General features: G+C 67.9%; 20 protein-coding genes. 6 read left to right on the forward strand and 14 right to left on the reverse strand.

The genetic code is table 11. From position 1 onward, the window contains the following. Positions 1–40: 40 nt before the first annotated feature. The 11 genes from M9978_RS11190 to hutI all read right to left on the reverse strand — a co-directional run bounded on the left by M9978_RS11190 (position 41) and on the right by hutI (position 15,116). Positions 41–589: a DUF2059 domain-containing protein gene (locus M9978_RS11190; RefSeq protein WP_254293146.1), complete on the reverse strand. Its 549-nt coding sequence runs from the start codon at positions 587–589 to the stop codon at positions 41–43. Beyond that, complete coding sequence (locus M9978_RS11195) at positions 586–2,055, reverse strand: NAD(P)-dependent oxidoreductase (RefSeq protein WP_254293148.1); 1,470 nt, start codon at positions 2,053–2,055, stop codon at positions 586–588. Before M9978_RS11195 ends, M9978_RS11190 begins: the two co-directional genes overlap by 4 nt. 140 nt (positions 2,056–2,195) lie before the next feature. Further along, positions 2,196–2,996, reverse strand: a complete 801-nt coding sequence (locus M9978_RS11200) for an undecaprenyl-diphosphate phosphatase (RefSeq protein ID WP_254293150.1) — start codon at positions 2,994–2,996, stop codon at positions 2,196–2,198. 80 nt (positions 2,997–3,076) lie between these two features. Then, entirely contained in the window at positions 3,077–4,009 is a 933-nt protein-coding gene (locus M9978_RS11205) for a complex I NDUFA9 subunit family protein (protein ID WP_254293152.1), read from the reverse strand. A gap of 208 nt (positions 4,010–4,217) precedes the next feature. Continuing rightward, positions 4,218–7,628, reverse strand: coding sequence for an error-prone DNA polymerase (locus M9978_RS11210; RefSeq protein WP_436977184.1), 3,411 nt, complete (start codon positions 7,626–7,628; stop codon positions 4,218–4,220). Continuing rightward, positions 7,625–9,163: a Y-family DNA polymerase gene (locus tag M9978_RS11215; RefSeq protein WP_254293154.1), complete on the reverse strand. Its 1,539-nt coding sequence runs from the start codon at positions 9,161–9,163 to the stop codon at positions 7,625–7,627. Before M9978_RS11215 ends, M9978_RS11210 begins: the two co-directional genes overlap by 4 nt. After that, positions 9,087–9,869 carry an ImuA family protein gene (locus M9978_RS11220; RefSeq protein WP_254293156.1) on the reverse strand — a complete coding sequence of 261 codons (783 nt, stop codon included), beginning with the start codon at positions 9,867–9,869 and terminating at the stop codon, positions 9,087–9,089. Before M9978_RS11220 ends, M9978_RS11215 begins: the two co-directional genes overlap by 77 nt. Before the next feature lie 63 nt (positions 9,870–9,932). Then, positions 9,933–11,591 (reverse strand): urocanate hydratase, encoded by a 1,659-nt coding sequence (gene hutU, locus M9978_RS11225; protein WP_254293158.1) that lies wholly within the window; start codon positions 11,589–11,591, stop codon positions 9,933–9,935. After that, on the reverse strand, positions 11,588–12,394 hold the full coding sequence (gene hutG, locus M9978_RS11230) for an N-formylglutamate deformylase (RefSeq protein ID WP_254293160.1): 807 nt from the start codon (positions 12,392–12,394) through the stop codon (positions 11,588–11,590). Before hutG ends, hutU begins: the two co-directional genes overlap by 4 nt. Continuing rightward, positions 12,391–13,920, reverse strand: coding sequence for a histidine ammonia-lyase (hutH, locus tag M9978_RS11235; RefSeq protein WP_254293162.1), 1,530 nt, complete (start codon positions 13,918–13,920; stop codon positions 12,391–12,393). The genes hutG and hutH overlap by 4 nt, the downstream gene beginning before the upstream one ends. Continuing rightward, positions 13,917–15,116, reverse strand: coding sequence for an imidazolonepropionase (gene hutI / locus M9978_RS11240; protein ID WP_254293164.1), 1,200 nt, complete (start codon positions 15,114–15,116; stop codon positions 13,917–13,919). The genes hutH and hutI overlap by 4 nt, the downstream gene beginning before the upstream one ends. Before the next feature lie 69 nt (positions 15,117–15,185). On the opposite strand from hutI, the gene M9978_RS11245 reads away from it, so the two are divergent. The 6 genes from M9978_RS11245 (at position 15,186) to M9978_RS11270 (ending at position 20,111) form a co-directional block, all read left to right on the forward strand. After that, entirely contained in the window at positions 15,186–16,553 is a 1,368-nt protein-coding gene (locus M9978_RS11245) for a formimidoylglutamate deiminase (protein WP_254293165.1), read from the forward strand. Further along, a complete protein-coding gene (hutC, locus tag M9978_RS11250; RefSeq protein ID WP_254293167.1) occupies positions 16,550–17,263 on the forward strand; it encodes a histidine utilization transcriptional repressor HutC in 714 nt (237 codons plus the stop codon). Before M9978_RS11245 ends, hutC begins: the two co-directional genes overlap by 4 nt. A gap of 100 nt (positions 17,264–17,363) precedes the next feature. Beyond that, a complete protein-coding gene (locus tag M9978_RS11255; protein WP_254293169.1) occupies positions 17,364–18,332 on the forward strand; it encodes an MBL fold metallo-hydrolase in 969 nt (322 codons plus the stop codon). Then, the gene (locus M9978_RS11260) at positions 18,329–19,594 is read left to right on the forward strand and encodes an MFS transporter (protein ID WP_254293171.1); all 1,266 of its coding nucleotides are present in this window, start codon (positions 18,329–18,331) and stop codon (positions 19,592–19,594) included. Before M9978_RS11255 ends, M9978_RS11260 begins: the two co-directional genes overlap by 4 nt. Positions 19,595–19,658: 64 nt before the next feature. After that, the gene (locus M9978_RS11265) at positions 19,659–19,835 is read left to right on the forward strand and encodes a hypothetical protein (RefSeq protein ID WP_254293173.1); all 177 of its coding nucleotides are present in this window, start codon (positions 19,659–19,661) and stop codon (positions 19,833–19,835) included. Next, the gene (locus M9978_RS11270; RefSeq protein ID WP_254293175.1) at positions 19,836–20,111 is read left to right on the forward strand and encodes a type II toxin-antitoxin system RelE/ParE family toxin; all 276 of its coding nucleotides are present in this window, start codon (positions 19,836–19,838) and stop codon (positions 20,109–20,111) included. A gap of 92 nt (positions 20,112–20,203) precedes the next feature. Here M9978_RS11270 and M9978_RS11275 read toward each other — a convergent pair whose 3' ends face one another. The 3 genes from M9978_RS11275 to M9978_RS11285 are packed head-to-tail and all read right to left on the reverse strand — an operon-like array spanning position 20,204 to position 25,434. Next, complete coding sequence (locus tag M9978_RS11275) at positions 20,204–22,999, reverse strand: TonB-dependent receptor domain-containing protein (protein WP_254293177.1); 2,796 nt, start codon at positions 22,997–22,999, stop codon at positions 20,204–20,206. A 54-nt stretch (positions 23,000–23,053) separates the two neighbouring features. Beyond that, the gene (locus tag M9978_RS11280) at positions 23,054–23,734 is read right to left on the reverse strand and encodes a gluconate 2-dehydrogenase subunit 3 family protein (RefSeq protein WP_254293179.1); all 681 of its coding nucleotides are present in this window, start codon (positions 23,732–23,734) and stop codon (positions 23,054–23,056) included. Continuing rightward, the gene (locus M9978_RS11285) at positions 23,731–25,434 is read right to left on the reverse strand and encodes a GMC family oxidoreductase (protein ID WP_254293181.1); all 1,704 of its coding nucleotides are present in this window, start codon (positions 25,432–25,434) and stop codon (positions 23,731–23,733) included. The genes M9978_RS11280 and M9978_RS11285 overlap by 4 nt, the downstream gene beginning before the upstream one ends. Positions 25,435–25,684: the final 250 nt, after the last annotated feature.

A 25,684-nucleotide genomic window follows, 5' to 3' on the forward strand; every position in this document is an offset into this window, starting at 1 on the left:
CGCGGGGCGCGCTCGCTGGAATAAGGGGCGGTCTCGTAAGTCACTTCGTCGTCTCCGCGTCCAGTTCGGTCTTGGCGCGCTGCATCGCCTTGGGCAGCGCGACCATGCCCACTTCCATGCCGATGCGCTGGCCCACCGCGATCAGGCGGGTCTGCACCGCCGGGGTCTGCGCGATATATTTGGCGCCCGCGCCTTCACCGAAAAAGGCGTTCAGGCTGTCGAGTTCGGCCTTGGTGAAGCTGGCCGCATATTCGCGCGCATATTCGCGCTTGTAGCGCGGCATTTGCGTGCGCATCGCCGCCAGGAACTCCTCGGCGAAGATCGCCTGGAGCTTCTGCTTTCGGGCATAATCGTTCTTGGTGAGTTCCTCGAACATCGCGCGCGTGGTCTGCTGTGAGCCGAGTTGCGCCATCGCCTGCTGGGCCATCACCGGCGCCATCACGACGAAAGTCTGCTCGAGCTGCTGGACGACTTGCGTAACCTCGACGAAGCGCTCGGCCGCCGCCAGCGTCGCCGAGTCAGGCTGAGCCTGGGCGAGCGCCGGGGCGGCGCAGGCGAGCGCGGCCACGCTGAGCGCGCGACGGATCATGCCGCCACCATTTCCCGGGCGACGGGGGCCTTGGCCTGCGTCTTGAGCCAGGCGTGCATGCGCTCGCTGACGTCGCGGCCGTCGCGGATCGCCTGCACGACCAGGCTCGCGCCCTTGACGATGTCGCCCGCGGCGAACACGCCGTCGAGGTTCGACATCATCGTGCGCGCGTCGGTGCGGATCGTCCCCCAGCGCGTGACGCCGAGCTCGGGCGCATCGAACAAGGTGGGCAGGTCCTCGGCATCGAAGCCGAGCGCCTTGATCACCAGATCGGCTGGGACGTCGAACGCCGCGCCCGGATCGGGCTCGGGCGCACGGCGGCCGCTGGCGTCGGGCGCGCCGAGCCGCATGCCGGTGGCCTTGACCGTGCCGACCTTGTCGCCGCCGCCATTGCCTTTGGTGTCGAACGCCTCGGGTGCGGAGAGCCAGACGAACTCGACGCCTTCTTCCTCGGCATTGGCCGTCTCACGCTGGCTGCCCGGCATGTTGGCGCGGTCACGGCGATAGAGGCACTTGACGCTCGCCGCGCCCTGCCGGATCGCGGTGCGCACACAGTCCATCGCGGTGTCGCCGCCGCCGATCACCACGACATTCTTGCCGGCGGCGTCGAGGCTGCCGTCGTCGAATGCGGGCACGGCGTCGCCGAAGCTCTTGCGGTTCGATGCGATCAGATAGTCGAGCGCCTCGACCACGCCGGAAAGGCCCACGCCCGGCGCCTTGATCGCGCGCGCCTTGTACACGCCGGTCGCGATCAGGATCGCGTCATGCTTGTCACGCAGCTGGTCGAGGGTCGCGTCGCGGCCGACTTCGAATCCCTGATGGAAGACGATGCCGCCCGCCGCGAGCCGGTCGGTGCGGCGCAGGACGACAGGCTTTTCCAGCTTGAAGCCGGGGATGCCATAGGTCAGCAGCCCGCCGGGCCGGTCGTGGCGGTCATAGACGTGCACGTCATAGCCGAGCACGCGCAGATATTCGGCAGCGGTCAGCCCCGCCGGACCCGCGCCGATTACGCCCACCGACTGGCCGCGTGCGCGGCCCGGCTGGAGCGGCTCGACCCAGCCCTGATCCCAGGCGGTGTCGGTGATGAACTTTTCGACCGATCCGATCGTGACCGAGCCGTGCTGCGAGAATTCGATGACGCAATTGCCCTCGCACAGCCGGTCCTGCGGGCAGATCCGGCCGCAAATCTCGGGCATGGTCGAGGTGCTGTTGCTCAGCTCATAGGCTTCGCGCAACCGCCCTTCCGCGGTCAGGCGCAGCCAGTCCGGGATATGGTTGTGCAGCGGGCAGTGCACCGAACAATAGGGCACGCCGCATTGCGAGCAGCGTCCGGCCTGTTCCTCGGCAGCAGGTGGCGCATAGCGTTCCGCGATTTCACGGAAATCCTGCGCACGCAGTGGGGCCTGGCGCTTGGGCGGAAACGCCTGCGCGCGGTCAACGAATTGGAGCATGACTTCCTTTGCCATGGCGCGCCCATGACAGGATTCGGTGATCGAGTCACGCTAAAATCGCGTGATAGGGAAGTCATACTGACCTAATTAAGTTCCACGTTGAGACAAAACCGCCGGGTGAAACTTTATTTCACAGAATAATGGCCGCTACGGACCTATCTCGTGCCGAGCCAGACGAGCGCCGCCACGCCCGCGACGATGCGATACCAGGCGAAGGGCGCGAAGCCGTAGCGCGTCACGACCGCGAGGAACGCCTTGACGACGATCCACGCCACCACGAACGACACCAGCATGCCGACCCCGATCAGCCCGAAATCATCGGACGTCAGTTCGGCGCGGTGCTTGAACAGCTGCAGCACCGTCGCACCGGTCAGCGTCGGCAGCGCGAGGAAGAAGCTGAACTCGGCCGCGGTCTTGCGATCCACGCCCATCGACATCGCGCCGAGAATGGTCGCGCCGGAGCGGCTGACGCCGGGGATCATCGCGAGGCACTGAACGAGGCCGATCCCGACCGACGTCCTCAGGCTGACATTGGCGACCCCGCCTGCATCGCTGGTCTTTGCGAACTTCTCGACCACTAGGATCGCGACGCCGCCGACGATCAGCGCCCAGGCGACCACCACGGCATTTTCGAGCAGCATTTCGATCTGATCGCCGAACGCCAATCCCAGCACCACGGCGGGAATGAACGCGATCAGCAGGTTGCGCACGAACGCCACCGATTCGGGATCCCGGCGGAACAGGCCGGTGAACGCATTCCAGAAGGTCCGCCAATAGAGCAGCACGATCGCGAGGATCGCACCCGGCTGGATCGCGATGTTGAACACCGACCATTTTTCGGCGGCATAGCCCAGCAATTCGGTGGCGAGGATGAGGTGGCCGGTCGAGGAGACCGGCAGGAATTCGGTGATGCCCTCGACGATGCCCAGCAGGATCGCGGTAATCAGATCACTCACGGCAAGAACTCCGGTCGGCGGACACAAGCAGGATCGGCAATGCCATGCGCATCACCGGGCCGGCGGTGGCAAGGATTGGATCAGGCCGCCTGACGCGAACCTGAGAAACGGCCATGCTTGCGAAAGCGCACCAGCCAGGCGGGTGCGACCGCCCCTAGCGGGGTCGGCGTAACGCCCAGCGCGCCGAGTCCGTCACTCGCCGCGACATTGTCCTGTTGCAGCATCAGCCACTGGTCCCAGGTGATCGGCGCGCCGGGCAGAAAACCGAGCGTGGCGAGTCCCGCGCCGACGAAATCGGGCAGCTCGGCCACCGGCTTGCTGCTGCCGATCGCCTCGACCAGCCAGCGGTTGAACTGGGTGAAGCTCAGCACTTCCGGCCCGCCCAGCTCCAGCGTCTGTCCGCCGAAGGTCTGCGGCGCGGCCAGCGCCCTGACGATCGCGGCGGCGACATCGGCGACGAAGACCGGCTGGATGCGCGTGCCGCCCTTGAGCACGGGTACGACCGGCGCGCGCGCGGCGATCGCGGCAAAGCGGTTCACGAACGCATCTTCCTGCCCGAACATCAGCGAGGGACGCAAGACCGTCGCGTTGGGGAAGGCGGCGCGCACCTGCGCCTCGCCCTCGCCCTTCGAGCGGCCATAAGCCGAGGGGGATTCGGGATCGGCGCCGATCGCCGAGATCTGGACGAACGCCTGCGCGCCCGCCGCCGCGGCGGCGCGGGCGGCATTGCCCGCGCCATCGGCGTTGACGTCGTCCATCGCGCTGCCGAACACGCCAGCGAGGTTCACCACCGCATCGGCGCCCGCCACGGCGCGCGCGAGCGTATCGGGGCGGCGGACATCCGCAGCGACGAACTGGGTCTGGCCGAGTCCGCCGAGCGGCTTGAGGAACCATGCGCCGCGCGGATCGCGCTGGGCGATGCGGACGCGTGCACCGGCCTTGAGCAGCGCCTGCGCGACATAGCGTCCGGCGAACCCGCCGCCGCCGATCAACGTCACCAGCCTGTCCTTCATCGCGTCCTCGAAATTCGTGCTGACCTACGCGCTCCCCATGCCGCGCGCGGCGGCAAAGGGCAACCGGTGGAAATTGTGGTTCAACAAGTTGAACCGGTGGCGGCACCAGCCCGCTCCCCCACCCGGCCACCCATCAAAGATACGCTGAAGTGGGTGGCCGGGTGGGGGAGCGGGCTGGTGCCGCAATCCAGCGTAGCTGGATCAAATTCTAATGAAAATCGCGCGAGCGCGGCAGGATGCGCACATCGCGCGGGTGGCGGCTGCCGGAGGACTTGGCGACCTCGTCCGGGTGGCAGAGCGGCGTCGGCACCGGTTCGTCCGACAGCTGGCGCAGCAGCCCGGTACGGTCGACCACCTGGCTCGCCATCAGATGGACGACGCCTTCCTTGCTGCGCTGGACCACGCCTTCGACCACCATCAGCCGCGACGCCATCACCGCGCGCCGCTGCCGCTCGAAGTCGCGCGCCCACAGCAGCACGTTGGTGATGCCGGTCTCGTCCTCCAGCGTGATGAAGATCGCATTGCCCTTGCCCGGCCGCTGGCGGATCAGCACCACCCCGCCGGTGCGCACGCGGCGGCCGGCCTTGGCCGCGCTGGTCTCGGCGCAGCTCAGCACGCCCTCCCCGCGCAGCGTCTCGCGCAGGAACGTCATCGGATGGTCCTTCAGCGATAGCCGCGTGGTCTGATAGTCCGCCGCGACTTCCTCGTTCAGCGGCATTGCGGGCAGCGCGATCGCAGGCTCCTCGCCCAGCTCGCGGGCACGCGCGGCAGCGAACAGCGGCAGCGCGCCCGACGGCGTCCGTCGCGCCTCCCACAGACCCTCGCGGCGCGACAGGCCGAGCGAACCGAACGCGTCGGCATCGGCGAGCAGCCGCAGCGCGCGAGCGGGCAGGTTCGCGCGGCGTGCGAGTGGCTCGACCCCGTCGAACAATCCCGCCCCCCGTTCGGCAGCGAGCGAATGGCCCCAATCCTCCCTAAACCCGTCAATCTGGCGGAGCCCCAGCCGCAGCGCGAGCCCGCCATGCCCGGCCGGTTCGAGGCTGTTGTCCCACTGGCTGTGGTTCACATCGATCGGCCGCACCTCGACATCATGCTCGCGCGCGTCGCGCACGATCTGCGCGGGGGCATAGAAACCCATCGGCTGCGAATTGAGCAACGCGCACGCAAACACCGCGGGATGGTGGCATTTGATCCACGCCGAGACATAGACCAGCCGCGCAAAGGACAGCGCATGGCTCTCAGGGAAGCCATAGGAGCCGAAGCCCTCGATCTGCTTGAAGCAGCGCTCGGCGAAATCGGCGGCATAGCCGCGTCCGGTCATGCCCTTGATCATCTTCTCGCGAAAATTCTGGATCGTCCCCGCGTTACGGAACGTCGCCATCGCGCGGCGTAGCTCGTTCGCCTCTGAAGGCTCGAAGCCGGCAGCGGTAATGGCGAGTTTCATCGCCTGCTCTTGGAAGATCGGCACGCCGTAGGTCTTACCTAGAAGAATCTCTAACTCGTTGGGATCGTGAGGCGGACCTGGTGAAGGGTATTCAACCTTCTCTTCCTTGCACCGCCGCCGCAGATAGGGATGCACCATGTCGCCTTCGATCGGGCCGGGCCGAACGATCGCGACCTGCACGGTGAGGTCGTAGAGATTTTCAGGCTTGAGCCGTGGCAGCATGTTGATCTGCGCCCGGCTTTCCACCTGGAATACGCCAATGCTGTCGCCTCTAGTCAGCATTTCATAGACCGCAGGATCGCTCGAATCGAGATCGACGCGCAGGTCCTTCTCACCCAGATCATGCTGCTTCATCAAATCGAAGCCCTTGCGGATGCAGGTGAGCATGCCGAGTGCCAGCACATCGACCTTCATCAGGCCGATTGCGTCGATATCGTCCTTGTCCCATTCGATAAAGGTGCGGTCGTCCATCGCCGCATTGTGCAGCGGCACCGTCTCGTCGAGCCGATCCTGAGTCAGCACGAAGCCACCGACATGCTGCGAGAGATGACGCGGGAACTGCGCCTTGAGCAACTGTCCGGCAAGATCGATCAGGCGGCGGATATCGGGCGCATCGATATCGAACCCGGCTTCCGCGACGCGATGTTCGGGCAAGTCGTTGCTGAAGCTGCCCCACACCGTGCTGACGATGCGTGCCGTGATGTCCTCGGTCAGCCCCAGCGCCTTGCCGACCTCGCGTACCGCGCTGCGCGGACGGTAATGGATGACGGTCGCGGCGATGCCCGCGCGATGGCGGCCATAGCGGCGATAGACATATTGCATCACTTCCTCGCGCCGCTCGTGCTCGAAATCGACATCGATGTCGGGCGGCTCGTCGCGCTCCTCGGACACGAAGCGCGAGAAGAGCAGATTGTACTTCACCGGATCGACCGAGGTGACCTCGAGCAGGAAGCAGACGATCGAATTGGCCGCGCTGCCCCGCCCCTGGCACAGAATCGGCGGCTGCTGGCTGCGGGCGAATTTGACGAGGTCGTGGACGGTCAGGAAATAATAGGCGTAGTTGCGCTTGCCGATCAGTTCGAGCTCCGTGGCGAGCAGCTCCAGTGCCTCATCGAGCTTGTCTTCCGAATAATATTCATGCGCCGCCTTGGTGGTGATGTGCGCCAGCCACGCCTGCGGCTCCCACCCTGCCGGCACAGGCTCGTGCGGGTATTCGTATTTGAGCTGGCCGAGATGGAATTCGATCCGATCGAGCAGCTTTTGCGTCTGTGCGATCGCGTCGGGATAACTTTGAAACAGCCTCGCCATTTCTTCGGGCGCTTTCAGATGGCGCTCGGCATTGGCCCCCAGCCGCTGGCCGGCGTCCATGATCGTCACACCTTCGCGGATGCAGGTGAGGACATCCTGCAAAGGGCGATTTTCCGGCTCGGCGTAGAGCGTGTCGCCGACGGCGATCAATGGCACCGCGGAATGGAGAGCCGTCGTTTGCAGTTCGGCGAGACGGCGATCGTCCTGTCCCTGTCGCATCATGCTCGCGCCCAGCCAGACCCGGCCCGGCGCGATCCGCGCAAGGCGTGCGAGAAGCGATTCGAGCCCCGGTGGTTGGACCAATGTGAGTTGCGGCTGCACCGCGTCGCTGTGATAGTCTACGAGCTTGCGCCGCGGACGCTGCGGGGTGGCGGTCGAGTCCGACAGGACGATCAGCAGCAACTCGTCATGATAAGCGAGCAGGTCGGTCAGCCTGAGGATGCAATCGCCCTTTTCCGCGCGCAGATTGCCTTGCGTCAGCAGCTTGGTGAGATTGCCCCAACCGCGGCGATTGGCGGGATAGGCGACGATGTCCGGCGTACCGTCTTCGAACACCAGCCGCGCCCCCGAGACGAGCTTGAGGTCGGGATAAGGCTGTCCCGCCTCTTCCGCTTTCTGCTTCCCATCTTTCAAGGCGCTCATGGCGCGCACCACGCCCGCGACGGTATTGCGATCGGCGATACCAAGGCCTGACAATCCCAACGCTACCGCCCGGGAAACCAAGTCCGCCGGATGCGACGCCCCGCGCAGGAACGAAAAATGCGTCGCCGCAACCAATTCGGCATAGCCGCTCACGCGAACAGGTGCCCCTTGCTGGTCCTTCTCGCTCACGCGAACAGGCGCTTTTGATGGGTCCTTCTCGCTCACGCGAACAGTCCATGGACATACCAGCGCGGTGCCGGCTTCTCGTCGTACAGCCCGTGGCGGAACAGCCAGAAGCGGCGGCCGCGCACATCCTCGACGCGGTAATAGTCGCGCGTCAGCCCGGGATCGCCCGGCGCGCGGCGCCACCATTCGGCGGCGATGCGCTCGGGGCCTTCGAAGCGCGATACCTCGTGCAGATTGCGCCGCCAGCGGAAGCGGCGCGGCGGGCCGTCGGGCAACTCGGCGATCACCTCGACCGGCTGCGGCGGGTCGAACAGATGGATCGGGCGGTGCGGCGGTTCGCCGGGATCGGAGGTCGCCCAGAGCATAGGCGCGGACGCCTCGATCGCCGGCAAGGCCAGCACGGCCTGTTCGGGGATATGCGTATCGCGCGCCACGAAGCGGCGGATGCGACGCGCGCCCGCACGCATGCTGAGCCGATCGACCAGCTCGCCGATTGCCTCCTCGGCGCGGTCCGATCCGCCTTCGAGCTGGAGCTGCGCGGCGGCGAGCGGCTCGACCCGCGGCACCGCCAGCCGGATCATGTCGAAGCCGAAGCCCGGATCGATCGGATCGGACAGCGCCGCCACCCGCTCGGTGAACAGCCGCATGATCCGCGCGGGATCACGCAACGGCGCGCCGCATTCGACCGCGAGATCGACGACATGCCCGTCGCTGCGGAACAGCCGCGCGACGAAGCGGCGACCACCCTTGCGCTGTTCCTCCATCTCGGCCCCGGCCTGCTGCGCCAGCTCGCCGATCACCGCGACCGCATCGTCGGCACGCGCGATCGGTTCGGCAAAGCGGCACTCGAACAGCAAGGCGGGCGGCGCGCGGCGCGGGGTGATGCGGCTGCCGGTGCGGCCGAGCACGCGGTCCAGCCGGTCGGGCAGCTCGATCCCGAAGCGAGCGGCGAGCGGCTCGGCCGGCCGGTCGGCGAGATCGCCGAAGGTCTTCAATCCCGCCCGCCGCAGCGAGCGCTCCGCCTCCGCGTCCAGCTCCAGCGCCGCAACCGGCAGCCGCCGCAGTGCCGCCGCCTCGCTCGACGACGGCGCGGTCTGGAACCGCGCCAGCGCCCGCGCGCCCTCCGGCGTGTCGGCCAGCGCATGACGCAAATGCCCGGTCCAGCGCCGCATCCGCGCCTCGACCTCCGCCAGCAGGCCATATTCGCCGCCGAACAGATGCGCGCAGCCGGTGATGTCGAGCGCGATGCCGTCGGGCGGCTCGGTCATCACGCCGGGGGTGAAGCGGTCGCAGGCATCGGCGATGCGTTCGAGCCACGCCATGTCGGCGGCGGGATCGGCCTCGATCGCCGCCAGCTCGGGGACGCGCGCCCGCGCATCGGCCAGCGTCATCCCCGCTGCCAGACCCAGCGCCACCGCCGCCGGATCGCACGCCGTCAGCCGCACCGCGCCCTTGTGCCGCTCGGTCAGGCCAAGCGGGCCGTCCGCCCGCCTGACGCTAGCCGGCGAGCACCGCGCCAGCCGGTCGGTCGCCAGAAACGGGAACCACAGCGCCAGATACCGTCTCGCCGTCATGTTCCTGATCCCGTAACACCCCGTTCGCCCGATCCCATTCGACTCGCCATACGCCGCCATCGGGCCGGCCGCGCTGGCGCAACAATTCGATCCGCCAGGCCGGATGGCCGGGCGCGTTCGCCGCGAGCGCAGTCGAACGCGTGGGCGCCACGCCGATCCGCGTCTGCGCGGCGCTCGGCGCCTCATGCCCGGCGACGCGAAGCAGCAGCGCCGTCACCCCGGACCCTTCCGCCGCCAGCGCCAGCCGCCGCGTCGCGGTGAGGTCGAGCGGCCGCGGATCGCCCCATAATTCGATCACCACCGCGCCCAGCGCCGGACAGCGGACTGCGTCCGCTGCGGCTCGCAGCACCGCGGCCGCATCGGGCAGCACGCCGAGGATCAGCCGCGCCGGATCGAAACCGATCTCGGCCAGCCCCGCCGCGTGCAGCCGCCCCATGCCGCGCTCGGCCGCTTCCTCGCGCAGCCACAGCAACTCGCCGCCGAGCCGCTGCGCGAGCACCCCGGCAAAACCCGCGCCGCTGCCCGACTCGCCTGCATCGGCGACCTGCAATTCATGCACGCGCCCGCGCAGCAACCCGCCGCCAAGGGCATGATCGAGCTCGTCATGCCCGGTCGGTGCATGGCGCAATGCCACACTCGCCGGCTTGTGGCGGCGCTCGATCCGCGCCAGATGACGCTTGAGCAAAGGCAACGACTCGACGGACATATGTTCGCTATATGTTCCGCCTTATACCCGGCCTGAGTCAAGCGCTTTGCCGAGTAAGTGAGGTCAATCGAGGATCGCGGGCAGGTCCAGTCCCTTGTCGCGCGCGCAATCGAGCGCGATGTCATAGCCGGCATCGGCATGGCGCATCACGCCGGTCGCGGGGTCGTTCCACAGCACGCGTTCGAGCCGCCGCGCCGCTTCGGGCGTGCCGTCTGCCACGATGACCATACCGGCATGCTGCGAATAGCCCATTCCGACCCCGCCGCCATGATGCAGCGACACCCATGTCGCGCCCGATGCGGTGTTGAGCAGCGCATTGAGCAGCGGCCAGTCGCTGACCGCGTCCGACCCGTCCCGCATCGCCTCGGTCTCGCGGTTGGGCGAAGCGACCGAACCCGAATCAAGATGATCGCGGCCGATCACCACCGGCGCCTTGAGTTCGCCGCTGGCCACCATTTCATTAAACGCCAGGCCGAGCCGGTGGCGATCGCCGAGCCCGACCCAGCAGATCCGCGCGGGCAGCCCCTGAAAGCGGATCCGCTCGCGCGCCATGTCGAGCCAGCGGTGGAGATGCGCGTCGTCGGGCAGCAATTCCTTCACCCTGGCGTCGGTCTTGTAGATATCCTCAGGGTCGCCCGACAGCGCCGCCCAGCGGAACGGCCCGATACCGCGGCAGAAGAGCGGGCGGATATAGGCGGGGACGAAGCCCGGAAAGTCGAACGCGTTGGCGACGCCTTCGTCCTTCGCCACCTGACGGATGTTGTTGCCATAATCGACCGTGGGGACGCCGGCCGCCTGGAAATCGAGCATCGCACGGACATGCACCGCCATCGACGCCTTGGCGGCAGCGGCGACCGCCTCGGGTTCGCGCTCGCGGCGCTCGACCCATTCCGCCACGGTCCAGCCCGCCGGGAGATAGCCGTTGACCGGATCGTGCGCGCTCGTCTGGTCGGTCAGCAGATCGGGCCGCACGCCGCGCCGGAACAGCTCGGGCAGGATTTCGGCGGCATTGCCGAGCAGCCCGACCGAGACCGGCGCTTTCGCCGTGATCATGATCTCGACCGCCTCGTCGATGCTGTCGGTCGCGCGGTTGAGATAGCCGGTGCGCAGCCGCATCTCGATCCGGCTCGGCTGGCATTCGATCGCGAGGCACGACGCGCCCGCCATTACCGCAGCGAGCGGCTGTGCGCCGCCCATCCCGCCGAGGCCGGCGGTCAGCAACCACTTGCCAGAAAGGTCGCCGCCATAATGCTGGCGGCCCATCTCGACGAACGTCTCGTACGTACCCTGCACGATGCCCTGCGTGCCGATATAGATCCACGACCCCGCGGTCATCTGGCCGTACATCGCCAGCCCCTTGCGGTCGAGTTCGTTGAAATGCGCCCAGTCGGCCCATTTGGGCACGAGGTTGGAATTGGCGATCAGCACGCGCGGCGCATCGGCATGGGTGCGGAACACCCCGACCGGCTTGCCCGACTGGATCAGCAGCGTCTGGTCATCTTCGAGCCGCCGGAGCGTCTCGACGATCTTGTCATAGCTTTCCCAATCGCGCGCGGCGCGGCCGATGCCGCCATAGACGACCAGCTCCTCGGGCCGCTCGGCGACGTCGGGATGCAGGTTGTTCATCAGCATGCGCAGCGGCGCTTCGGTCAGCCAGCTCTTCGCCGACAGCGTGGTACCGGTCGCGGGACGGATCACGCGGCTGTTGTCGAGGCGGGTCATTGCGGGTCCTTGGCAAAGGCGAGGCAGGCGTCGAGCACGCAGCGGAGCGTGGGCAGGATGGCGGGATCGGGATCGGGCGGCGTCGGCCAGTTATCGAGGCCGGGCCGTTCCGGTTCGGTGAGATAGCCGCGCATCGCCAGCTCCATCTGGATCGCATGGATGCCGTCCGCCGGGCGGCCATAATGCCGCGTCGTCCAGCCGCCGCGAAACCGCCCGTCGAGCACATGGCTCATGCCGCTGGCAGCGCAGATCGCGGTCACCGCTTCGGTCAGGGCGGGATCGCAAGTTTGCCCGCCATTGGTGCCGATGTTGAACTGCGGCAGCTCGCCATCGAACAGTCGCGGCACATGGCTGCGGATCGAGTGTGCGTCGTAGAGGACGACGCGCGGATTCGCTTCGCGCAACTGGTAGAGTTCGGCATCGAGCGCGGCGTGATAGGGGTCGAAATAGGCGGCGCGGCGGCGGTCGATCTCGGCCTGATCGGGCGTCTCGCCGGGATAGAGCGGCTCGCCGTCGAACGTCTCGGTCGGGCACAGGCCGGTGGTCGTCTGGCCGGGATAGAGCGACATACCCGAAGGATCGCGGTTGCAGTCGATCACGCTGCGCGACAGCCGTGTCCGCACCGTCGTCGCGCCCAACTCGCGCGCGAAGCCATAGAGCCGGTCGACCCACCAGTCCGCGTCCTTGCGCGCCAGCCAGGGCGAGACGAACGCGTCGGCCAGCTCGGGCGGCAGCTCGGTGCCCGTGTGCGGGAAAGCGACGACCAGCGGCGCATCGCCGCGATGGATTTCCAGCCAGCTCATGCCAGCCCCGGCAGGCCGAGCCCCGCCGCCGCGACGATCGCCCCGCTGCGCACGAGATCGGCTGCGGCCAGCAGCTCGGGATGGAAGTGACGGTCGTCGTCGAGCATCGGCACCACGTCGCGCAGCCGCTGCCGCACGGCTTCGAGCGCGGGGCTGGAAGCCAGCGGCGCGTGAAAGTCGCACCCCTGCCCTGCCGCCAGCAATTCGATGCCGACGACATTCATCGCGTTCGCCGCCATGTCGAGCAGGCGGCGGGCGCCATGCGCCGCCATCGAGACATGATCCTCCTGATTGGCCGAGGTCGGGATCGAATCGACGCTGGCGGGCGTGGCGCGCTGCTTGTTCTCCGACACCAAAGCGGCCGCCGTAACCTGCGGGATCATGAAGCCCGAATTGAGCCCCGGCTTGGGCGTCAGGAACGCGGGCAGCCCCGACAACGCCGGATCGACCAGCATCGCGATGCGACGTTCGGTGATCGATCCGATCTCGCAGATGGCGAGCGCGATCATGTCCGCCGCGAACGCGACCGGCTCGGCGTGGAAGTTGCCGCCGGAGAGCGCTTCGTCGGTGTCGGGAAAGATCAGCGGATTGTCGGACACGCCATTGGCTTCGGTCGCCAGCGTCGCCGCCGCCTGGCGCAACAGGTCGAGCACCGCGCCCATCACCTGCGGCTGGCAGCGCAGGCAATAGGGGTCCTGCACGCGCGCATCGCCCAGCAGATGCGAGGCGCGGATCGCGGAACCCGCCATCAGTTCACGCAGCGCCGCCGCGGTCTCGATCTGCCCGGCATGACGGCGCAGCGCGTGGATACGCGGGTCGAACGGTGTATCGGAGCCCTTTGCCGCCTCGGTCGCCAGCGCGCCGGTGACCAGCGCCGACTGGAACAGCAACTCGGTCTCGAACAGCCCGGCGAGCGCATTGGCGGTCGAGAATTGCGTGCCGTTGAGCAGCGCCAGCCCTTCCTTGGGACCGAGTTCGAGCGGCGCGAGCCCGACACGAGCCAAAGCCTCTGTCGCAGGCAACCGCGCGCCGTCCAGTTTGATCTCGCCCACGCCGATCATCGCCGCGGCCATATGCGCCAGCGGCGCGAGGTCGCCACTCGCGCCGACCGAGCCCTGACACGGCACCACCGGCGTCAGGCCTTTCGCCAGCATCGTTTCGAGCAGTGCGACCGTCGCAGGCCGCACGCCGGACGCGCCCTGTGCGAGGCTGGCGAGCTTGAGCGCCATCATCAGTCGCACGATCGCGGTCGGCGACGGCGCGCCGACGCCCGCGGCATGGCTCAGCACGATGTTGCGTTGAAGCGTCGCGAGATCGTCGTCGCCGATCTTCACGCTCGCCAGCTTTCCGAAGCCAGTGTTGATGCCATAGACCGGCTCGTGCCGCGCGAGGATGCGTTCGACCGCTGCGGCGCTCTCGGCGATGGCGCGCGCGCTCGCCGGATCGAGCCGCAGCGACGCGCCGCGATAGATCGCGCGCCAGTCGCGGAGCGGCACGTCGCCGGGGATGAGGAGGATTTCGGTCACTGGTCCTTCCAGACGCGCGAATGGAGGGGATTGAACCCCATGCGATAGACGAGCTCGGCCGGCCGCTCGATGTCCCAGATGGCAAGGTCGCACGACTTGCCCGCTTCGAGCGAGCCGGTCTCGGCCTCGATCCCCAGCGCGCGCGCGGCATTGCGCGTGACACCCGTCAGGCATTCCTCGATGGTCAGCCGGAACAAGGTCGCCGCCATGTTCATCGTCAGCAGCAGCGAGGTCAGCGGCGAGGTGCCGGGGTTGCAATCGGTGGCGAGCGCGATCGGCACGCCCGCCTCGCGCAATGCCTGCACCGGCGGCAGCTTCGTCTCGCGCACGAAGTAGAAAGCGCCGGGCAGCAGCGTCGCAATGGTGCCTGCGCGCGCCATTGCGTCGATGCCCTCGGCGTCGAGATATTCGAGATGGTCCGCCGACAGCGCGCCATGCCGCGCGGCCAGCGCGGCGCCGCCCCGGTTCGACAATTGCTCGGCATGGAGCTTGACGCGCAAACCGTGCGCGGTGGCGGCGGCGAACACCCGCCCGGTCTGTTCCGGCGTGAAACCGATTCCTTCGCAAAAGCAATCCACCGCATCGGCAAGGCCCGCCGCCGCGACCGCCGGGATCATCGTCCTGCAGACATGATCGATATAGCCGTCCGGCCGTCCTTCGAACTCCGGCGGCAGGGCATGCGCGCCGAGAAAGGTCGTCACGATCCGCACCGGCCTGATCTCGCCCAGCCGGCGCGCAGCGCGCAACATGCGCAGCTCGGTCTCCAGGTCGAGGCCGTAGCCGGACTTGATCTCGACGGTACTCGCCCCCTCGGCGATCAGCGCGTCGAGCCGCGGCAGCGCAGACGCGACCAGTTCAGCCTCGCTCGCGTGGCGCGTCGCGCGCATCGTCGAGACGATCCCGCCACCCGCGCGCGCAATCTCTTCGTAAGAAGCGCCCGCCAGCCGCAGCTCGAACTCATGCGCGCGGTCGCCACCATGAACCAGATGCGTGTGGCAATCGATCAGCCCAGGCGTGATCCAACGGCCTTCGCAGTCGATCGTCTCGCGCGTCTGGAATCCCGGCGCGCCGTCCGCCGGACCGGCATAGACGATGCGCCCGTCACGCGCTGCGACGACGCCACGCTCGACCACGGCAAGGCCCGGACCCGACAGCGTCGCGAGACGCGCACCGGTCCACAGGCGGTCACACTGCATCCGAGTCTCCCATGGGCGGATGATTGCATCGCATCGCCATAATGTATAGACATTAGTTCAGGAGGCGCCGTGGGCAGGTCCGCGACCAATCTTCATTTCGCGAACGCGCTGCTGCCCGCCGGCTGGGCCGCCGATGTGCGCCTTACGATCCGCGAAGGACTGATCGCGGGCGTCGAGACCTGCACGGCACCGCATGTCGAAGACCAGCGGCACGCGGTCGCGCTGCCCGGCGTCGGCAACCTCCACAGCCACGCCTTTCAGCGCGGCATGGCCGGGCTGGCCGAACGGCGCGGGCCGGCAGGCGACAGCTTCTGGACCTGGCGCGAGACGATGTACCGCTTTGTCGAGCGGATCGGGCCGGACGAGCTTCAGGCCCTCGCCGCGCTCGCTTATGTCGAGATGCTGGAGAGCGGCTTCACCCGCGTCGGCGAGTTTCACTATCTCCACCACGCGGCGGGCGGCGGGGCGTTTGCCGATCCGGCCGAGATGTCGCAGGCGATCTTCGCGGCTGCGGCGGAGAGCGGCATCGGCCTTACGCACCTGCCCGTCTTCTACGCGCATGGCGGGTTCGGCGGCAGCGCGCCGGGCAAGGCGCAGCGGCGCTTCGTTCACGACATCGATGGCTATGCCCGGCTGGTCGACGCCACTCGTGCGGCGGCCGCGCAGCTGCCCGACGCAATCGTCGCGGTCGCGCCGCACAGCCTGCGCGCGGTGACGCCGGACGAACTGCGCGCGATCCTGCCGCTGGCCGGTGACGGCCCCATTCACATCCACATCGCCGAGCAAGTGAAGGAGGTCGAGGACTGTATCGCCTGGAGCGGCGCGCGCCCGGTCGAATGGCTGCTCGATAACGCCGCGGTCGATGCACGCTGGTGCCTTGTCCATGCAACTCACATGACCGATGCCGAGGCCGCAGCGATGGCGCGCAGCGGCGCGGTGGCGGGGCTGTGTCCGATCACAGAGGCCAATCTGGGCGATGGCATCTTCCCCGCCGAGCCTTTCCTGACGGCGGGCGGGCGCTTCGGCGTGGGCTCGGATTCCAACGTGCTGATCGACATGACCGAGGAGCTGCGCCTGCTCGAATATGGCCAGCGGCTGGCGCGGCGCGAGCGCAACCTGCTGGCGCGCGAGCCGGGCCGGTCGACCGGACAGGACCTGTTCGAGGCGGCGGTCGCAGGCGGCGCGCAGGCGATGGGGTTTGAGAGTGGCTTGGCCGTCGGCAACGCCGCGGACTTGTTCAGCCTTTCGCCCGGCCACCCCTCGCTGGCCGGGCGCGGACCGGACGCGTTGCTCGACTCGCTGATCTTCGCGTCCAGACGCGGCGCGGTCGATTGCGTGTGGCGGCGCGGCCAGAAGCTCGTCAGCCAGGGGCGACACCGCGCACGCGACGCCATTGCCGCGCGGTATCGCGGGACACTGACGGCGCTCCTCGCATGAGCCTCCCGCTTCACGAACGGATCCGCCGCGAGATCGAGGCGGATATCCTCGCCGGGACGCTGCCGCCCGGCGCGCGGCTGCCGACCGAACTCGAATTGATGGCGCGCCATGGCTGCGCGCGGATGACGGTGAGCAAGGCACTGTCGGCGCTTGCCACCGCGGGCCTTGTCGATCGGCGCAAGCGCGCGGGCAGCTTCGTCGCGCGGCCCAAGGTGCATTCGATGGTGCTCGACATCCCCGACCTTGCGGTGGAGGTCGAACGGCGCGGGCAGCGTTATCGCTACGAACTGCTGCATCGCACGGTCCGCGCCGCCGATCCGGCATCGCCGGTGGAGGCGGCGCTTGCCGGAACGGGCGAATTGCTGCGCATCGAGGGCGTGCATCATGCCGACGACCGGCCGCTGGCGGTCGAGGACCGGCTGATCAGCCTCGCCGCCGTACCGGAAATCCGCGCGGTGGACTTTGGCCTCATCTCGCCCGGTGCGTGGCTGCTCGGCCATGTGCCATGGACCGAGGCCGAGCTGCGCGTCGCCGCGGTCGCCGCCGAGGGCGAGGCCGCCGCCCGGCTCGACCGCCCGGCCGGCACCGCCTGCCTCGCGGTCGAGCGGCGGACGTGGCGCGGCGCGGACGGCATCACCTGGGTACGCCAGCTGCTCAGCGGCTCGGACTTCGACCTCGTCGCCAGCTTTGGGCCGACGCGCGCCGGCTGAAGCGGCGAAGTCATGCATCGCATCCGCGCGGCATAGCGGCGAAGCTATGCGGTGACGTGCCATCGCTCTAGGCCCTGACCGATAAGTTAGGAGAGTCCCGATGCGCATCGCCACCTTGCTGGCCGGCAGCGTCCTGTTCGCGTCGATTCCGGCAGCCTTTGCCGCCGAACTGCCCGAGCCGGAAGCGGCAAGGCGCCACGTCGCGGCGGCGCGGGCACTGGCGGGCGACGAGATGGCGGCGATCGCCGGGGGCTATCTCTGCAAGTCGCCCGAGCAGGGGAAGACCTATCTGGCGCCGTTCGTCATGGCCAAGGACCGGCCGACGCCCGCGGCGGCGTTCGACAATCTCTATTATGTCGGCGCGAAGTTCGTGGGCGCCTGGGTGCTCAAGACCCCGGCCGGGCTTGTGCTGATCGACGCGATGTGGAACGAAAAGGACGCGCGCGAGGTGATCGAGCCGGACATGCGCAAGCTCGGGCTCGACCCGGCGCAGATCCGGCACGTCATCGTCACGCATGGCCATGTCGATCATTATGGCGGAGCGAAGCATTTTCAGGATGCGTATCGCGCCAAGGTGTGGGCGACGGCAGCGGACTGGAAGGTGATCGTGGCCGATCCGCACCCGCTGGCCAAGGGCGTCGCGCCGCCCAGGCGCGGCCAGATTGCGGCGGATGGCGGCGTGCTGAAGTTCGGCGGCGAGACGATCCGCTTCGTGACGACGCCCGGCCATACCGAGGGCACGCTGTCGCTGGTGCTGTCGGTCAAGGACGGCGGCGTGACGCGCAACCTGACCCTTTGGGGCGGCACCGCGATGCCCGACGATGTCGCCGGCGTGCGAACGATGCATGCCTCGCTACTCAAGCTGTGGCGCGCGGGCGCCGAGGCCGGCGCGGAGGGCGAGATCAGCACGCACGGCTTTGTCGACGACAGCTTCGGGCGGTTCGAGCGCAAGCCCCAAGCGGCGCGCAACCCGTTCAATCTGGGCAAGGACGGCTTCGCGCGGGTGATGGGCATCCACAGCGAATGCATATTGGCGCAGGCCGCCCGTTTCGAGGCATGGAAGAAATGACCAGCACCCTCACCCCGGCCGAACGCGCGATCGTCAATCGGGCGGCCAAGCGCCTGATCCCGTTCATGGCGCTGCTCTATTTCATCTCGTTCCTCGACCGCGTGAATGTCGGCTTCGCGGCGCTGACGATGAACAAGGATATCGGCCTGTCGGCGAGCGCCTATGGGTTCGGCGCGGGTATCTTCTTCATCGGCTATTTCCTGTTCGAGATTCCGTCCAACCTGATCATGAAGAAGGTCGGCGCGCGAGTGTGGATCGCGCGGATCATGATCAGCTGGGGCATCCTCTCGGCCTGCACCGCCTTCGTCACCGGGCCGGCCAGCTTCTGGATCGTGCGCTTCCTGCTCGGCATCGCCGAGGCGGGGTTCTTCCCCGGCATGATCCTCTATCTGACCTTCTGGTTCCCCAAGGAAGTGCGCGGGCGGGTGATGGCGGGCTTCCTGATCGCGGTGCCGCTGTCGAGCGCGCTCGGCGCGCCGCTGTCGACCTGGCTGCTCGGCACCAGCATCTTCGGCATGAAGGGCTGGCAGAGCATGTTCCTGATCGAGGCGGTGCCGGCGCTGATCCTCGGCATCGCGGTGCTGTTCCTGCTGCCCGATGGCCCGAGGGACGCCAAGTTCCTGAGCGCGGACGAACGCGCGACCCTGCTCGCCGTGCTCGAGCGCGAGCAAGGCGAGGCGTCGCACAGCTCGCTCAAGGCCGGGCTCGCGAGCCCGACCGTGTGGCGTTACGCGATGGTGTATCTGGGGCTGGTGGCAGGGCTCTATGGCTTCAGCTTCTGGGCGCCGCAGATGATCAAGTCGCTGAGCGGCCTCAGCAATGTTCAGGTCGGGCTGCTGTCGATCGCGCCCTTCGCGCTGGGCGCGGCGGCGATGCGCTATTGGGGCGGCCGGTCGGACCGCAAGGGCGGGAGCGCCTGGTTCCTCGTCGCGCCGGCGGTGCTGGCGGCTTTGGCCTTCTTCGCGGCGGCCTTTTCGCCCGATCCGGCAATCACCTTCGCGCTGTTCGTGGTCGCGGCGATCGGCATCAACGCGGCGCTGCCGGTGTTCTGGGGCCGCCCCGCAGCCTTGCTGACGGGGGCCGCAGCGGCGGGCGGGATCGCGCTGATCAACTCGATCGGCAATCTCGGCGGTTATATCGGGCCGTTCGCGGTGGGCTGGCTGCACGATGCGACCGGCAGCTATGCCGCGGGCATGGTCGCGCTGGGCGGCGGGCTGTTGGCCGCGGGGCTGCTGACGACGCTGGATGCGCGGCGGCGGTGAGGCGCGAATAGCTGGGGCTGGCCGGGCCGTTGCGCGCATCGGGCACGCGGTGTAGCCTTGCCGCATGAGTTCCGAACGATCCCTATTCGATCATAACGACCCTGCTGCGGAAGCCGCGGCGGATGCCCGCGCCGATGCCGATGTGAAGGCAGGCCGCCTCGTCACCCACGAGGCCGTGAAGCGCTGGATCGAGTCCTGGGGCAGCGACAAGCCTTTGCCACGGCCCCAGATCGGGGACTGATTGCGGCACATCGTCTGGACCGACGAAGCGATCGGGCATCTCGAGGCGATCGTCGCGTATATCTCGGCATTCAATCCGGCAGCGGCGGAGCGGCTCGGCGGCAAACTGATCGCAGTCGCCGACAGCCTGGCCGTGTTTGCGGAACGCGGGCGCGATGCCGCCGAAGGCCGGCGCGAAATGACTACGGTGTGGCCCTATGTGTTGCGCTATCGGGTCGAGCACGACCGGGTGGTGATCCTGCGCATTCGCCATGGTGCGCGGGATGAAGCGGAATAGCCCCACAAAAAAAGGCCCGGCGTGCGAACGCCGGGCCAGCGGGGAGACGGGCCCGGCGCAGCCTGTATGCCGCGCCGGACCCGCGTTGCCCGTCAATATTCGAAGCGGAAACCGACCCGGAACCGGCGGCCGATCAGGTCGTGATAGACGCCGCCCGCACCCGCCGCGAGGAAGGAGGCGAGCGCGATCACCGGCGGGTCCCTGTCGAACAGATTCTCGACCACCACGTAAAACTCGGCGTCCTTGCCGCCGGTCTTGATCTTGAAGGTCTGCGACAGATCGAAATAGGTCGCGCTCTTGACCTGGTTGTTGTCGATCGTCGGCCTGGCCGTGGTCGATGCCGGGCATCCCGTGGTGCACTCGATGTTGCGGTTGTCGAGCACGCCGCTGCCGATGTGGCGCATCGTCAGCTGGGTGCGCATGAAATCGCTGTCATAGGTCGCGCTGCCCATCCAGCGCCATTTGGGCGGGCCGCCCGCGCCCAGCTGGCCGACCATGCCGAGATAGTTGGTCGTGACGCCCAGCGCGGTGATCGTCCGCTCGCGCGTGTTCGACGCCAGCATCCGCAGCGTGAAACTGCCGGGCAGATCGGGCGACAGCGCCGAGAGCGCGGTCGTGTAGCTCAGCTCATAGTCGATGCCGCTCACCTTCTCGACGCTGGCGTTGAAGCCCGAGATGTTGACGCGCGTGATCAGGTTCGGGGTGCCGCCATTGCGGATCACCGCCGCGCAGAACACCGTCTGCCCAAGCGCGCAGTTATCGACGATCTGCTGGCCGCCCAGATTGGTGATCGCGTCGGTGATCCGAGTGCGGTAATAATCGACCGACGCGCTCAACCCCGGCACGAACGAAGGCCGCAGCACCACGCCGAACGTGTTAGTGGTGGCGATTTCCGGCTTCAGCGACGCATTGCCCTGGAGCACCTGAACGACGCCGTAGGACGCGCCGCCATTCTGCGGATCGTTGACGATCAGCGTGTTGGCCTGACCGCCGAGGAACAGCTCGCTCAGATTGGGCGCGCGGATGTCGCGCGAGTGCGTGCCGCGCAGGCGCAGGCCGTCGATCACGTCCCAGATCGCACCGGCCTTGTAGGTCTTGACCGTGCCGCTGGTGCTGTAGTCGGTGATGCGGCCGGCAAGGTTCAAGTCGAGCGACTTGAGCAGCGTGATGTCGCGCGCCAGCGGCACGACGACTTCGGCAAAGGCCTCCTTCACATTATACCTGCCGCTGCCCGGCTTGTAGTTGCCGACCCAGTAGGAACTGGTGACCGACAGCGGGTCGGCATCGGCGGCGTAGGATTCGGTGCGGTATTCGGCGCCTGCCGCGAACGAGACCGGGCCGGCCCAGAGCGAGAAGGGCTCGCCATTGACCGTCGCGGCGGCGACTTGCTGCTTGATCACGATGTTCTGGGCGGCAGTGCCGGTGGCATAGCCCCGTGCCGCCGCGCTCGCCAGCGTGGTGCCGAACGGGTTGAACGGGACGCAGTCCGGGTTGGTGGCGGCCGAACGGCACACGATCTGACCCGCGGCGTTGCGGATCGCGTCGGTCGCGCGCACGACGTTGGGGACGATCGGGTTTTTCGACACCTCGTTGAGCACGCGGCTCTCGCCGTACTGGTAATAAGCCTTCCAGCTCCACGACCCGCCGAGCTTGCCCTCGAGTCCGCCGACGATGCGCATCACTGTGCGGTCGTTGCGCGGCTGCGGCGTACCGAGCGATTCGAAGACCTTGCCCAGCACGAACGGCGCCCCGGTGAAACCCGCCGGCAGATAGGCGTTGTCCGCCTGGATCGTGACGTTGCCGAGCGAGACATAGGAGGCGGTCTTGTTGACCGTGCTCGAGGCCGAATAGCCGACCTCGACATAGGCGGTCAGGCTGTCGAGCAGATCATAGGACAGCCGGCCGAAGACGTTGCCATATTTGACCGGCACGACCAGCGGATAGCCCGCGCCGATATCGTTCGGCGTGCCGCCAATCTTGTAGGGCGAGGTCGGCGTGCCGGGGTTGTAGGCGAACGGATTGCCGTTGGCGTCGAACGCCGTGTTGAGCGCACGCGCGCCCGAGATGATCACGCCGCCGCCCGAAGCGACCAGAAAATCGCCGGTCGAAACGAGCTGGCGCGGCTGGCCGTTGGTCGCGGTGTAGGCCGGGTTGTTGACGACCTTCCACCCCTTGTACCAGTCGCGGTCGGTGAAATGATCGACGCCGTTCTGCACCGCGCCGCCGACATCGACCAGCAAATGCCCGCGGCCATCGGCGAAGCTCGTGCCGAACGTCAGGTTGCCGTTATACGTGCCGGCGTCGCCCTCGAACGAGCTGCCTGCGGAAAGATGGGCTTTGAGCCCCTCATATTTGGTATTGAGGACGAAGTTGACCACGCCCGCGACCGCGTCCGAGCCCCAGGCGGCCGAGGCGCCGCCGGTGACCACGTCGACCCGGCTGACAAGACCCTGTGGCACGAGGTTGACATCGACGCCGCCGGTGGTGGTCGACGACACGACGCGGTTGCCGTTGAGCAGGGTCAGCGTGCGGTTGATGCCGAGGCCGCGCAGGTTGAGGAAATTCGCGCCGCCCGTGCCGCCGCCGACACCGACGCCGCTGGTCGAGGGGTTCAGCGTCGGCGTGAGCTGCGGCAGGTCGTTGATCGCGTTGGCGATGTTCGCCGGCGCGCGAGTCTCCAGCTCCTCTTCGCCGAGCGACGTCTCGGGCGTCGGCGCAGTGAAGCCCGAGCGGACGACGCGCGTGCCGGTCACGATGATAGCGTTGTCATCCTGCGTTGCCGCAGCCGGTGCAGGCGTTTCCTGCGCCAGCGCAGGGGTCGCCGCGAGCAATGCGGCAAGGCTGGCACCGCAGCCGATGACGCCGATCCTTTTATCGATTGAAGACATGTTTTCCTCCCTTGTAATGGGCGCCTTCGCCCTGATGGCTGGAAAGCCGGGCGCTCATGCGCGGCTTCCGATACGATCGTTGAGTCCGAGTTGCTGGGCAGCGCGCTCGACCGCCGCGACGATCTCGGGCGTGGGCGCGGGGAAGCTCTTGAGCGCGACGTTGCCGATATAGCCAATGTCGGCGAAGCCAGCCTCGGTGGTGTAATAGCCGCCAAGGATCAGCCGCCGCAGCCGCTTCCAGAACGGCGCGGTGGGGAGCGCGGATGCGACGTCGCCGACCTTGGTCAGAACCTCGCGCTGGACGCCGGCATTGGCGGTGGCGAAGTCGCGCGCGTGGCCGGTCAGCCTGGCAAACAGGTCGAGATGGTGAAGCCCGGCGGTGATCAGCTCGCGGTCGGCCTCGAATTCCGGATAGGGCGCGCTGACCCATTCATCGATCAGCTGGTGGACACCGACATCGCTCGCCGAGGGCGTCTTGCCTTCGCGCGGGAAGATGTAGTCGGCGATGACCTTGACCGACGCGAGCTGCGCCGCGGTCAGTACGCGCGGCCAGGGCACGCTCGGCTGGAGCAGGTTCGGGTCGCGGCCATAGCCGGCGGCCTTGGCCGGCTTGGCGCCGGTGATGCCGAGATCGAAATAATAGCCGGCACCGAGCGCGGTCGCGAGCGCGCCGGCCCAGACCAGCACCGCGCGCCGGTCCAGTTTAGGCGTGTCGAGATTGACGGTCTCGCTCACAGCTCACCCCGCTGCGCTAGGTCGGCGAGGTGCGAGGCGGTGCGCCACGAGAGCGCGAGGATCGAGAGCGTCGGGTTCTTGTCCGGGCTCGACACCATCACCGCGCCGTCGGCGACGAACAGATTGCGCACTGCCCAGCTACGGCCGAACGAGTCCACGACCGAGGTCTTCGCATCGGCGCCCATCCGCGCGGTGCCGACTTCGTGGATGATCTCGCCGCCCTTGCTGATCGCCTTGCGGCCGTCGCGCTCGAACGGGGGCACGGGCGTGCCGCCCATGCGGTCGATCACTTCGAGGAAGGTCGCCATCGCGTGCGTCGCCTGGGCAATCTCCGGCTCGCCCCATTTCCAGTGGAAGCGCAGCACCGGCACGCCCCATTTGTCCTTCACCTTGGGGTCGAGATCGCAATAGCAATCGTCGTTCGGGATCATCTCGCCGCGCGAGCCGAGCCGGATGGTGCTGCCATAGCGCTGGCGCATCGACGCGCGCAGTTCGGGGCCGACCAGTCCCTTGCCGTCGTCGAGCCAGTCGATCAGGTTCATCGACGGCATCAGCCGCCCGCCGTTCATCTCGACATGATAGCCGCGCGGGAAATTCAGCTCGCCACGCGCCTGCGCCTGATAGCCCCACCAGGGGACATAGGTGTGCATGATCGACATGCCGTCGTCATTGGTGACCGGCAGCCCTTCGAGCGCGGGGATCTGGCCGGTCACCTTGGTGCCGACCGTGTCCATCAGATAGCGGCCGACCAGCCCGTAATCGTTGCCGATGCCGTTGCGGAAGCCGCCGCCGCGCGAGTTCATCAGGATGCGCGCGGTCTCGCCCGCGCCCGCCGACAGCACCACCGCCTTGGCTTTCGCATTGTGATGCTGGCGGGTGCTGCGGTCGATGAAGCTGACCCCGCTCGCCTTGCCCGCGCTGTCCAGATCGACCTGATAGACCATCGCGTCGGTGCGGATGGTGAGGTTGCCGGTCGCACGCGCCTGCGGGAGCAGACCGGTGGTGCTCTGGAACGCCGCGCCGATCGAGCAGCCGCGGATGCACGGCGTCGCGTAGAAGCAGGCCTGCCGCTCGCCCAGCGGCTGCGTCAGGATCGCGGCGCGGGTCGGTGCGGTCGGGATGCCCATGCTGGCGAAGGCGCGGCCGACGAGCAGCTCATAGGGCTTGGGCGGCGGCGCGGGCTGGAGGCAGCCTTCGGGCGAATCCGGTGTGTTTTCGAAGCCCTGAGCGGGGCCGCCGGACACGCCGATCAGCTTTTCGACCTTGTCGTACCACGGCGCAATCTCGTCATAGGTCACCGGCCAGTCGAAACCGAGCCCATCGCGGCTGTGCGGCTTGAAGTCATAGGGGCCGAAGCGCAGCGACACGCGGCCCCAATGGTTGGTGCGACCGCCGAGCATGCGCGGGCGCCACCATTTGAACGGCTCCGACCCCTCGGCGACGGTGTAGGGCTCGTCGGGAATGTCCCACCCGCCACCGACCGTCGCGTCGTAATAGCCCATCGGCTTGTCCGGCGTCGGCTCGCCGCGCAGCGGGGCTTCGGCAGGCAGGTTGAACATCGGGGTTTCGTCGGCGGGATCGTAATCGCGCCCGGCTTCGAGCAGCAGCACCTTGAGTCCGCGGCGCGTCAGCTCATAGGCCGCCATGCCGCCGCCGGCGCCCGATCCCACGATGAGAACGTCGAAGGGCTCGGCGGCCATGGCTCAGCCGGCTGCTTGCGCGGAGACGCGCGCGGGGGTTGCGGCGCAAGCGTCCGAAAATCCTGGGCAGCTAATGCGATGAACCCCTGACATGCCTCTCCACCTCCGGCTGAACGCCGCGTCAATGTAAACGATAACAGTGACCTATCAGACAGCAAGTCGCGATTGGGCCAACGGCTTTGCCGATCGGATCGCGCGCTTTGCCGAACGGGCGGCCGTGAAATCGGCGGCGCGCCGTCTTGGCCTGCGG

The organism is Sphingomonas tagetis (assembly GCF_024211275.1).
Lineage (GTDB): Bacteria > Pseudomonadota > Alphaproteobacteria > Sphingomonadales > Sphingomonadaceae > Sphingomonas > Sphingomonas tagetis.

Coding starts and splice junctions, on each gene's coding strand:
- M9978_RS11220 (WP_254293156.1), bottom strand. CDS start 9,869: ATGTCCGTCGAGTCGTTGCCTTTGCTCAAGCGTCATCTGGCGCGGATC.
- M9978_RS11260 (WP_254293171.1), top strand. CDS start 18,329: ATGACCAGCACCCTCACCCCGGCCGAACGCGCGATCGTCAATCGGGCG.
- M9978_RS11285 (WP_254293181.1), bottom strand. CDS start 25,434: ATGGCCGCCGAGCCCTTCGACGTTCTCATCGTGGGATCGGGCGCCGGC.
- M9978_RS11205 (WP_254293152.1), bottom strand. CDS start 4,009: ATGAAGGACAGGCTGGTGACGTTGATCGGCGGCGGCGGGTTCGCCGGA.
- hutC (WP_254293167.1), top strand. CDS start 16,550: ATGAGCCTCCCGCTTCACGAACGGATCCGCCGCGAGATCGAGGCGGAT.
- hutG (WP_254293160.1), bottom strand. CDS start 12,394: ATGAGCTGGCTGGAAATCCATCGCGGCGATGCGCCGCTGGTCGTCGCT.
- M9978_RS11265 (WP_254293173.1), top strand. CDS start 19,659: ATGAGTTCCGAACGATCCCTATTCGATCATAACGACCCTGCTGCGGAA.
- M9978_RS11255 (WP_254293169.1), top strand. CDS start 17,364: ATGCGCATCGCCACCTTGCTGGCCGGCAGCGTCCTGTTCGCGTCGATT.
- M9978_RS11215 (WP_254293154.1), bottom strand. CDS start 9,163: ATGACGGCGAGACGGTATCTGGCGCTGTGGTTCCCGTTTCTGGCGACC.
- M9978_RS11195 (WP_254293148.1), bottom strand. CDS start 2,055: ATGGCAAAGGAAGTCATGCTCCAATTCGTTGACCGCGCGCAGGCGTTT.
- M9978_RS11275 (WP_254293177.1), bottom strand. CDS start 22,999: ATGTCTTCAATCGATAAAAGGATCGGCGTCATCGGCTGCGGTGCCAGC.
- hutI (WP_254293164.1), bottom strand. CDS start 15,116: ATGCAGTGTGACCGCCTGTGGACCGGTGCGCGTCTCGCGACGCTGTCG.
- hutU (WP_254293158.1), bottom strand. CDS start 11,591: ATGACCCGCCTCGACAACAGCCGCGTGATCCGTCCCGCGACCGGTACC.
- M9978_RS11190 (WP_254293146.1), bottom strand. CDS start 589: ATGATCCGTCGCGCGCTCAGCGTGGCCGCGCTCGCCTGCGCCGCCCCG.